Source organism: Candidatus Eisenbacteria bacterium (assembly GCA_016930695.1).
GTDB lineage: Bacteria > Orphanbacterota > Orphanbacteria > Orphanbacterales > Orphanbacteraceae > JAFGGD01.
Genome location: JAFGGD010000030.1, coordinates 307,309 through 315,885, shown reverse-complemented (window position 1 = coordinate 315,885; position 8,577 = coordinate 307,309). Strand labels below are relative to the sequence as shown.

Sequence of the window (8,577 nt, the reverse complement as noted above, 5' to 3'; positions counted from 1 at the left end):
GCTACGATGAGGAAGGGGCCGACGGAGAATCGATTTTACAGCCCGCGATCCGTTTCCGCAGCAGGAAGGATCGATGGTCGCCGAACCGCTCGTTGAACGAACGCAAAAGTATAGCAAAGACCCCTACGAGGGACAACCGGTCAATCCAGGGTCTTCAGAATCTCCTCCAGATCCTTCTGGAGCGCCTCCAGAAGGTCCTCGCGCCTCGATTCCCAGAGGGGGAGTTCCTTCTCGTCCACCGCCCCTTTGCGGGCCAGCTTCTTCTTCGCCCCCGCGATGGTGTACCCCTCCTCGTAGAGAAGGTGCTTGATGAGGAAGATGAGCTTGATGTCCTTCCCCTGATACACGCGGTTGCCGGCCCGGTTTTTCCTGGGCGTGAGGGCGGGAAACTCCGATTCCCAGTAGCGGAGCACGTGCGGCTTCACCTTCGTCAGTTCGGCGATCTCGGTGATGGAGTAGTAGATTTTCCCTTCGGGCATTTTCTTCATTCGCCCGCGCCTCCTCCTTTGTCCGGCGGTTCCCCCGCCGTTCCGGGTCGTCCCTTGCGACTCGGTCCCCGATCGGTTCGTTCCAGCGATCGAGAACGCTCTCTCCCTCTCCGAGGCGGATCATCCACGGTCGCGTCGTCCCTCTTTCTCTCCCTTCCCGCGGCTCAGGGAGAAACGGCTCTCTTTCCCGGCCAGAAGCCTCCGGATGTTGGCGCGGTGCCGGACGGTGATCAGCGCGGCGATGACGACGGCAAGCGCCAGATAGGGCGGCTCCACGCCGTTCGGCGCGCGGCTCCCGAGGATCAGAGTCCAGATCGGAAAGGAGAGCGCCGCCGCGACCGAACCGAGGGAGATATAACGGCCGGCGGCGACCGTGACGCCGAAAACCGCGAGGGAGAGTGCCGCCTCGATCGGGAGGATCGAGAAGAGCACTCCCGCCGCGGTGGCCACTCCCTTCCCGCCGCGGAAGCGGAGAAAGAGGGACCAAATGTGACCGGCGACGGCCGCCGCGCCGGCGAGGGCGATCAGCCCCGCGCCCTCCCCCGCCGCGCGGGCGATAAGAACGGCGAGTGCCCCCTTCGCCACGTCGGCGACGAGCACGATCAGCCCCGGAACCACACCCACAGCGCGGTACACGTTGGTGAATCCGGTGTTGCCGCTTCCCACAGTTCGAATGTCGATTCCGTGCATCGCGCGGGGGATCCAGTACCCGAGCGGCACCGATCCGAGCAGATAGGCGACCGGCAGCGTCCAGAGACCGCTCATCGACGGTCCTCCTTCTGCCTCACGCGGATGACGATCGGCGTTCCCGGGAAGGGGACCGTTTCTCGAATCGAACGCATCAAATAGCGCCTGTAGGCGGGGGTCACCGCCTCGGGCTCTTTGGCGAAGAAGAGAAAGCAGGGGGGCGCGGTGCCGGTTTGCACGGCGTACCGGATCCGGTTGGAGCCCCGACCGACCGGCGGCGGATTCCGGCGGATCGCCTCCTCCACGATTCGGTTCAGGCGGGGCGTCGGAATGACGCGGGTCCTCTCCTTCTGCACGGCGATCGCCTGGTCCAGGGCGCGACCGATCCGCCGTCGCGTGAGGGCCGAGATGGTGAGCACCGGCGCGTAAGAGAGGAAGGGCATCTTGGTTCGAGCCTCACGCGCGCGCGCCTCCGATCCCCCTTCGTCGAGAATATCGATCTTGTTCAGCAGGACGACGATTCCCTTGCCGAGGCGGTCCGCCTCGGAGGCGATCCGCACGTCCTGCGCGCCGATCGACTCGCCCGCGTCGATCAGGAGAAACACGACGTCGCTCCTCTCGATGGCGCGGTGGGAGCGGAGCACCGCGTAATATTCGATCGGTTCGTGTACGCGGCTCCTCCTCCGGAGGCCCGCCGTGTCCACCAGCGTCAGATTCCTCTTCCGCCATTGGATCACCGAGTCGATCGAGTCGCGCGTGGTTCCGGGAACCTCGCTCACTACCATCCTCTCTTGACCCAGGTAGGCGTTCACCAGAGAGGATTTTCCCACGTTGGGGCGGCCGACGATCCCGATTCGGATCGTCTCTTCCTCGATCCGCTCCCCTCTATCCTCCGGAAGCGCGGCGACGATCCGGTCGAGCAGGTCACCCACGCCGGTTCCATGGGCGGCGGAAACGAGCACTGGTTCTCCCATCCCCAGCTCGAGAAAGACGAAGGTCTCCTCGAGGGTTTTGGGCGATTCCGTTTTGTTCAACGCCAAGATCGGCTGTTTGCGGAGACGACGAATCTCCCGGGCGGCTTCCAGGTCCGCGGCGACCACTCCCGTTTGGGCGTCGGCGAGGAAGACGACGACCGATGCCTCCTCCACGGCGGCGCGAACCTGGCGGACCACCAGATGGTCGATCCCCTCCGTCTCCTTCCCCGTGAGGAGCCCCCCTGTGTCCACGAGGAGAAAGCGGTGGCCGGACCACTCCACCTCACCGTAGTTCCGATCCCGGGTCGTTTTGGCGGTTTCGGAGACCACGGCGCGGCGGCCGCCGACGAGGCGATTGAAGAGGGTGGATTTCCCCACGTTGGGGCGTCCTACGAGCGTCACCAGAGGGAGCGGATGGTTGGGCATGCGGAACGGTACCTCCGGTGGCTCTTTTCGGGTGGAATCGTTCGAACTTCGCGCAAAGTATTACGAAAGAATGGATATCAGTCAAGAAAAAGGAGAGTTAGCGGTCCTTCAAGTGGATTGTGAAGGGGTTCTCCTCCTTTCGGGGCCGGACACCTCCCCGCTTTTCCGCTTCTTCCCCTCCCGCCCCTTCGGATCGATTCCGTAGCGAGAATCCTAGATGTCCCCTCGGGCCTCGTTCCGGACAAGCCCCGTTTCCATCTTTCTCGGTACTCTTCTTTCTCTCTCTCCCGCCTCTCCCGAAGGATTTCGTCGCGAGGGTTCGAGATACCGCCCGGGATTCCATTCTGGACGAACCTCTTCCCCTTTCTCGGTACTGCTCTTTCTCCCCCTCCCGCCTCTTCGGATCGATTCCGTAGCGAGAATCTAAGATGTCCCCCTTGGGTCGCGTTCTGGACAAGCCCCTTCCCGGAATCGTAGCCCTAGCTACTATGAGGAAAGGGGCGCCGGAAGAATGAGGCCCAAGGGGGACAGGTTGGTTTCGCAGTAGGAATCGGTCCGAAGAGGCGGGAGAAATGGAGCGGGCAACGGGATTCGAACCCGCGACCCTCAGCTTGGGAAGCTGATACTCTACCAACTGAGTTATGCCCGCTTGTGTACGATTCGAACGCTTCATGAGTAGCACGGAAGAGGACGGAGTGTCAAGAAGGGGTTCGCGCCGCCTCCTCCCTTTCGTACCACTCCCGGATACGACGGGCGGCCCCCTCGGCGCCTTCCGCCTCCTCGGGGTCGACCCAGAAGATCTCCTCCTTGCGGAACCAGGTGATCTGCCGCTTGGCGTAGCGGCGCGTTTCCGCCTTGGCTCTCTCGACCGCCTCTTCACGGGTCATGCGTCCCCGGATGGCCGCGATCACTTCCCGGTATCCGGGCGACCGGAAGCAGGGGAGGTCCGGATCGAGACCCTTGTCGAGGAGACTCTTCGTCTCTTCCCAAAGCCCCTCCTCCATCATCCGGTCGAAGCGCGCGTCGATTCGTCCATAAAGGAGATCCCGCGGGGGCATCAAACCGGCGGTGAGACAGGCGTGGCGCCGCCCGCCCCCTTTGTGCAGAAGGCTTCGCGGCTCTCCCGTCAAGCGGTGCACCTCCAGGGCGCGCACGATACGGATCGCGTCGTTCCGGTGAATCACCCGGGCGGATTCCGGGTCCACGCGGGCCAGCTCCCGATGGAGCGCCTCGCTCCCCTCCCGCGCGATCCTCTCCTTCAGCTCGCGGCGGATCGTTTCGTCCCGGCCGACCGGCAGGTCCAAGCCGCGGAGAAGCGCCCGCAGATACAGGCCGGTTCCTCCGGCTAAAACCGGCAGGTTTCCCCGTTCGCGGATCTCCCCGATCGCACGATCGGCGAGCCGGGCGTAGCGGGCCGCGTGAAAAGTCTCCTCCGGGTCCGCCACGTCGATCATGTGGTGGGGCGCGCGGCTCCTCTCCTCCGGGGTCGGCTTGGCGGTGCCGATGTCGAGGCCGCGATAGACCTGGCGGGCGTCCACGGAGACGATCTCTCCGCCGAGCACGCCGGCGAGGAGGATCGCCGTCTCCGTCTTTCCGGACGCGGTCGGTCCGACGACGGCGAGGAGGGGTCGTCTCATGTCCGGCCGAAGCGGCGCGCCAGATCCTCGGCTGTCATGGCGAGGAAGGTGGGTCGGCCGTGGGGGCAGCGGAACGGCTGTTTGCACTTCGCGAGACGGACGAGGAGCGCCCGCGCCTCCTCCGGCGTGAGGCGATCGCCGGCGCGGACGGCGCCGTGGCAGGCGATCGACGCCGCGACGCGCCTCTCCCTGTCTCCGTCTCCCCGTCCCTCCTCCTCCAGCCGCTCCAGAAAGCGAACCAGGAAGGCGGAGGGAGCGATGCGGCGGAGGCCGGGCGGAATCCCTTCGAGGAGGAGAGATCGGGGACCCGCGGGTCGGACGAGAAAGCCGGCCCGTCCGAGCCATTCGGCATACTCCTCGGCGATCGAGACGAGCGCCGGATCGACGGATACCGTTTCGGCGAAGAGGAGAGACTGCGAATCGCCCTCACGCCTCTCCATCCGGTCCATCGCCTCCTCGAAGAGGATCCTTTCGTGCGCGGCGTGTTGGTCCGCCACCACCATCCCGTCCGGACCGCCGGCGATCAGGTAGGTGTCTCCCGCCTGGATCACCCGGGAGAGGTCGACCCGCGAGAGCCGGCCCTCCTCCCCGGCCGGAGCGCCGCGCTCCCGCTCCGTCTCCGCCGAGGGAAATCCCGGCTCCGCCGCGGGCGCGTGATAGGTCCACTCCCCCTCACGGCCGAGCGGGAGCGCGGGCGGAGCGACGCCCGGACTCCCCGCGGAGGCGCCCCCCTCCTTTCTCCCCGCGGACAACGGCGGCAGGCTCGCTTCTGAACGGACCGCTCGACGGACCGCTCCCTCCAAGGCCGCGAAGACGGTCCTCTCCGGCGAGAATCGGACTTCCCTTTTGGTGGGATGGATGTTCACGTCCACGTAGGCGGGGTCGATGAACAAGCCGAGTATGAGGATCGGATAGCGGCGCGGCGGCAGATACTCCCGATAGGGAGCGGTGGCGGCCTGCACGAGGAGGCCCTGTTCCACCGGGCGCCCGTTGACATGGAAGTATTGGTAGCTCCGGCTTCCCCTGGCGGACTCCACGTTTCCGACCAGCCCGGAGACGATAGGGCCGCTCTCCCGGCCGTCCACGGCGATCAGCGCGGCCGCGATCTCGTCGCCGAAGAGACGGGCCGCCCGGAGCCCCGTCTCCTCCCCGGCGGGGAGATGAAAGACCTCCTCGCCGTCCTTGACGTAGCGGAAGCGGACGCCGGTCTGGGCGAGCGCGTGGGCGATCACGGCCCGGCGGATCCGCCTCTCCTCGGAAGCTTCGCTCTTCAAGAATTTGCGTCTCGCCGGCGTGTTGAAGAAGAGGTCCCGCACCGTCACCGTCGTTCCCCGTGTACGGCCGGCCCTCTCCTCGACGAGGGAACGCCCGCCCCTGAGGACGATGCGGACCGCTTCGTCGCCGCCGGCGGAGGTGAGCGTCTCCACCTCCGCCACCGAGGCGACGCTCGGCAGCGCTTCGCCGCGGAAGCCGAAGGAACGAACCGTCTCGATCTCCTCGGCGGAGCGGATCTTGCTCGTGGCGTGGCGCTCGAAGGCGAGGCGGGCGTCTTCCGGGTCCATGCCGCAGCCGTCGTCGGAGACCTCCAGCAGCCGGATTCCCCCCTCCTCGACGCGCACTTCCACCGAGAGGGCGCCCGCGTCGAGGGCGTTCTCCACCAACTCCTTCGCCACCGAGGCGGGTCGCTCCACCACTTCGCCTGCGGCGATCCGGTTCGCCACGATTTCCGGGAGCACGCGGATGCGCCCCATCTCAGGCCTCCCTCTCCCGCTTCAGTCTCTCCCCCCACTCCTGAATCTTACGGAGGCTCTCCAGGGGAGTGGTCCGCTCCGGGTCCAGGTCGCGGATTTCCTCGAGCACCCGCTCCTCTTCGGAGCTGAATAGGTTCAACTGAAAAGCGTCATTTTCTCGGCCCGAGCGGGACGAAGGCGAAACCGCGTGTTCCCGCTCGAGACCGGCGAGCACCTCCTTGGCGCGCCGGATCACCTCATCCGGAAGACCGGCCAGGCGGGCGACCTGGATGCCGTAACTTCGATCCACGCTCCCCGGGACGACCCGGCGGAGGAAGACCACTCGATCCCGCCATTCCTTGACCAGAACCGAATAGTTGCGCACGCGCTCCAGGCGCTCCGCCAGCTCCGCCAGTTCGTGGTAGTGCGTGGCGAAGAGCGTCTTGGCCGCCGTCTCGGCGTGGGCGTGGAGATACTCCACGACCGCCCATGCGATGGAGACGCCGTCGAAGGTGGAGGTTCCGCGGCCGATCTCGTCGAGAAGAACGAGGGAGCGCTCGGTGGCGTTGTGGAGGATGTTCGCCGTCTCGGTCATCTCGACGAGGAAGGTGCTCTGCCCGCGGGCGAGATCGTCCGACGCGCCGACCCGCGTGAAGACCCGGTCCGCCACGCCCAGATCCGCCTCCTCGGCGGGGACGAAGCATCCGGTCTGCGCGAGGATCTGGATCAGCGCGACCTGCCGCAGATAGGTCGACTTCCCCGCCATGTTGGGACCGGTCAGGATATGGATCTGTTCGCTTTCCGTGTCCAGCTCCGTGTCGTTGGGGATGAATTCGCCCGGCCCGAGAAGCGCCTCCACCACCGGGTGTCTCCCCTTTCGTATGCGGAGGGCCGTCCCGCCGCCGACCCGCGGGCGGACATAGCGCCTCCGCACCGCGGCGTCGGCGAAGCCGAGGAGCACGTCCAGTTCCGCCGCGGCTCCTCCGATCCGCCGAATCCGCGTTCCCTCGGCCGCGGCGACGCTTCGGATCTCAAGGAAGAGCCTCTCCTCCAACGCGCGGATCCTCTCCTCGGCGCCGAGAATTCGGTCTTCCTGCTCCTTCAGTTCCGGGGTGATGTAACGCTCCGCGTTCACCAGCGTTTGCTTCCGGATGTAGGTGGGGGGCACGTTCTCCGCCCGCGCTTTGCTCACCTCGATGTAGTACCCGAACACCTTGTTGAAGCCGACCTTGAGCGACGGGATCCCGGTCCTCTTTCGCTCCGCTTCCTGAAGCTCGACCATCCAGTTCTGCCCGTGCGTTCCGACGCGGCGGAGTTCGTCCAACTCGGCGTCGTACCCCTCCCGGATGATTCCCCCCTCCTGGATCGTCGCCGGCGGCTCGTCGACGATCGCCCGCGCGATCCTCTCGACCAACTCTTCCATCGGCTCGAGTCTCTCCGCGATCTCGCGGAGGAGAGGGCTCGCCGCCTCGCGGAAGAGGTCCGCCAGAGCGGGTACGCGGCGGAGAGTCTCCCGGAGCGCCGCCAGGTCTCGCGGCGTCCCTCGGCCGAGCACGATCTTGCCGGCGAGGCGTTCCAGGTCGCCGAAGCGGCGGAGAAGGGCGCGCGCCTCCTCACGCCAGACACTCCGCTCCACGCCCTCTTCCACGGCGCCGAGACGCGCGCCGATCGCCTCCGGGTCGATCAGGGGGCGCATCAGCCACTCCCGGAGGAGCCGCCCCCCCATGGAGGTGACCGAGCCGTCCACGATCGCGAGTAGCGTCGCCCCTTCGGTCCCCTCACGGATCGGCCGGAAGATCTCGAGGTTCCGGCGGGTCGTTTCGTCCAGGATCATATGGGTGCGCGCGCCGATTCCGCGGACACGGTCGACATGATGGAGGTTGTCGCGTCCCAAGTCGCGCAGATAACCGAAGAGGACCGCGGCGGCGGCGAGACCGAGAGGGAGGCCGGAGCATCCGAAGCCGTCGAGGGTCTCCACGCCGAAGTGATCGCGGAGCGTCCTCTCCCCCTGGTCGCCGTCGAAGCGCCACTCCTCGACGCGGCTGATCATCGGCGCGCGCCCGTTCCGGCCGAGTCCGGCGAAGCGCGCCTCTTCCCCGTCGGGGACGAGCACCTCCGCCGGCTCGAAACGCGCCACTTCTTCCTCCACCTCCTCCGGCGGCAGCTCGCCGATCCGGAAGTCGCCGGTGGTGACGTCCATGGCGGCCACGCCGACCCGCTCCTCTTTACCGGAGCGGCCCGGCGCGAGCGCCATCAGATAGTTGGGGCGGTTCCCCTCGAGCAGCGCCCCGCCGAGCGCGGTCCCGGGCGTGACCACCTCGGTCACCTCGCGCCGGACGAGCCCCTTCGCCTTTTTGGGATCCTCGGTTTGGTCGCAGATCGCCACCTTGAAACCGGCGCGCAGCAGGCGATCCACGTAGTGGTCCGCCTTGTGCCAGGGAACGCCGGCGAGGGGGATCGGCGATTCCTCCCCTTTGGAGCGGCTCGTTAGGGTGAGACCGAGGACGCGCGAAGCGGTCTCCGCGTCCTCGTGGAACATTTCGTAGAAATCCCCCATGCGGAAGAAAAGGATCGCTTCGGGGTGGCGCTCCTTCATCGCCCAGTACTGGCGCATCATGGGGGTGCGCGCCTCCAT

Annotated in this window: 6 protein-coding genes and 1 tRNA gene; all 7 read right to left on the bottom strand. The window is 66.7% G+C overall.

What is annotated here, in order from left to right; all coding sequences use genetic code 11:
* Nucleotides 1-140: 140 nt before the first annotated feature.
* The gene (locus JW958_06915; protein ID MBN1825979.1) at nt 141-488 is read right to left on the bottom strand and encodes a MerR family transcriptional regulator; all 348 of its coding nucleotides are present in this window, start codon (nt 486-488) and stop codon (nt 141-143) included.
* Nucleotides 489-608: 120 nt separating this feature from the next.
* Entirely contained in the window at nt 609-1,253 is a 645-nt protein-coding gene (gene plsY / locus JW958_06910; protein MBN1825978.1) for a glycerol-3-phosphate 1-O-acyltransferase PlsY, read from the bottom strand.
* Complete coding sequence (der, locus tag JW958_06905) at nt 1,250-2,575, bottom strand: ribosome biogenesis GTPase Der (protein MBN1825977.1); 1,326 nt, start codon at nt 2,573-2,575, stop codon at nt 1,250-1,252. The genes plsY and der overlap by 4 nt, the downstream gene beginning before the upstream one ends.
* Nucleotides 2,576-3,148: 573 nt before the next feature.
* Nucleotides 3,149-3,224: transfer RNA gene (locus JW958_06900), tRNA-Gly, on the bottom strand.
* 49 nt (nt 3,225-3,273) lie between these two features.
* Nucleotides 3,274-4,212, bottom strand: a complete 939-nt coding sequence (gene miaA / locus JW958_06895; protein ID MBN1825976.1) for a tRNA (adenosine(37)-N6)-dimethylallyltransferase MiaA — start codon at nt 4,210-4,212, stop codon at nt 3,274-3,276.
* Nucleotides 4,209-5,963: a DNA mismatch repair endonuclease MutL gene (gene mutL / locus JW958_06890; protein ID MBN1825975.1), complete on the bottom strand. Its 1,755-nt coding sequence runs from the start codon at nt 5,961-5,963 to the stop codon at nt 4,209-4,211. The genes miaA and mutL overlap by 4 nt, the downstream gene beginning before the upstream one ends.
* Before the next feature lies 1 nt (nt 5,964).
* Entirely contained in the window at nt 5,965-8,577 is a 2,613-nt protein-coding gene (gene mutS / locus JW958_06885; protein MBN1825974.1) for a DNA mismatch repair protein MutS, read from the bottom strand.

Excerpts from the sequence above, each read along its gene's own strand:
- JW958_06915 (MBN1825979.1), bottom strand. The coding sequence starts at position 488 with ATGAAGAAAATGCCCGAAGGGAAAATCTACTACTCCATCACCGAGATC.
- plsY (MBN1825978.1), bottom strand. The coding sequence starts at position 1,253 with ATGAGCGGTCTCTGGACGCTGCCGGTCGCCTATCTGCTCGGATCGGTG.
- der (MBN1825977.1), bottom strand. The coding sequence starts at position 2,575 with ATGCCCAACCATCCGCTCCCTCTGGTGACGCTCGTAGGACGCCCCAAC.
- miaA (MBN1825976.1), bottom strand. The coding sequence starts at position 4,212 with ATGAGACGACCCCTCCTCGCCGTCGTCGGACCGACCGCGTCCGGAAAG.
- mutL (MBN1825975.1), bottom strand. The coding sequence starts at position 5,963 with ATGGGGCGCATCCGCGTGCTCCCGGAAATCGTGGCGAACCGGATCGCC.
- mutS (MBN1825974.1), bottom strand. The coding sequence starts at position 8,577 with ATGGAGGCGCGCACCCCCATGATGCGCCAGTACTGGGCGATGAAGGAG.